Here is a 1,636-nt window from a genome sequence, read left to right as displayed (position 1 = left end):
AGATCGCACCGACCGGCTGGCTCGCGATTACAATGATCGCTTCAACAACATCGCGCCGCGGAAATTCGACGGCTCCCACCTGAAACTTCCTGGCGCCTCTGGCGCCTTTGTTTTGTATGGGCACCAGAAACGCGGCATCTGGCGGATCATTGCCGATGGCTCGACCTATCTTGCCCATGCCGTCGGCGCCGGTAAGACGATGACGATGGCGGCGGCCATCATGGAACAGCGCCGGCTTGGACTGATCGCCAAGGCCATGCTGGTCGTGCCCGGCCATTGCCTGGCGCAGGCGGCGCGCGAATTCCTTGCGCTCTATCCCAACGCGCGGATCCTGGTCGCCGACGAGACTAATTTCACGAAGGACAAGCGCGCTCGCTTCCTGTCGCGCGCGGCGACCGCGACCTGGGATGCGATCATCATCACCCATTCGGCCTTCCGGTTCATCGCCGTGCCCTCGGCGTTCGAACAACAGATGATCCAGGACGAATTGGAGCTCTACGAGGATCTGCTGACCAAGGTGGGCAGTGAGGACCGCGTCTCGCGCAAGCGCCTCGAGCGGCTTAAGGAAGGGCTACAGGAGCGGCTTGAAGGCCTGGCGACGCGCAAGGACGACCTGCTCACGATCTCGGAAGTCGGCGTGGACCAGATTGTCATCGATGAGGCGCAGGAATTCCGAAAACTGTCCTTCGCCACCAATATGTCGACGCTGAAGGGTATCGATCCGAGCGGCTCGCAGCGTGCCTGGGATCTCTATGTAAAGTCTCGCTATATCGAGACGAAGAACCCGGGCCGGGCGCTGATTCTCGCCTCAGGCACGCCAATCACCAACACACTCGGCGAGATGTTTTCGATCCAGCGCCTGCTCGGCCATGAGGCGCTTGCCGAACGCGGACTGCACGAGTTCGATGCCTGGGCCTCCTGCTTCGGCGATTCGACGACAGAACTCGAAATCCAGCCCTCCGGCAGATACAAGCCGGTCAGCCGGTTTGCCTCCTTCGTCAACGTGCCCGAACTGATCGCCATGTTCCGGAGCTTCGCCGATGTCGTGATGCCGGAGGATCTTAGGCAGTATGTGAAGGTGCCCAACATCTCGACCGGGCGCCGGCAGATCCAGACGGCCAAGCCCACGGCGCTGTTCAAAACCTACCAGCAGATACTCGACACGCGCATCAAGGCAATCGAGCAGCGCGAGGGGCCTGCCAAACCGGGCGATGACATCCTGCTGTCCGTCATCACCGACGGGCGCCATGCGGCGATTGATCTTCGTTTCGTCATGCCGGGTGCCGGTAACGAAGAGGACAACAAGCTCAATCTGCTTATTCGCAATGCGTATCGGATCTGGAAGGAGACCGGTGACGCCATCTACCGTCGCCCTGATGGCAAGGAGTTCGAGCTGCCGGGCGCCGCACAAATGATCTTCTCCGATCTCGGCACGATCAATGTCGAAAAGTCCCGCGGCTTCTCGGCCTATCGTTTTATCCGCGACCAGCTGATCCGGCTCGGCGTGCCGGCAACGCAAATCGCCTTCATGCAGGACTACAAGAAGACCGAGGCAAAGCAGCGGCTGTTCGGCGACGTCCGCGCTGGCAAGGTACGGTTCCTCATTGGAAGCTCGGAGACGATGGGCACTGGGGTC

At 60.9% G+C, this 1,636-nt stretch carries 1 protein-coding gene; it reads left to right on the top strand.

Features of this window, described 5'->3' with window-relative positions:
* Positions 1–1,636, top strand: a 1,636-nt coding sequence (locus tag RNA01_RS23135; protein WP_170253623.1) for a helicase-like domain-containing protein, incomplete at both ends; no start/stop codon positions are given.

The sequence above is a fragment of the Paenirhizobium naphthalenivorans genome, from assembly GCF_007992095.1.
GTDB classification, from domain to species: domain Bacteria; phylum Pseudomonadota; class Alphaproteobacteria; order Rhizobiales; family Rhizobiaceae; genus Allorhizobium; species Allorhizobium naphthalenivorans.
Note: the sequence above shows the minus strand (reverse complement) of the source record. Positions and strands in the feature narration are given on the sequence as shown.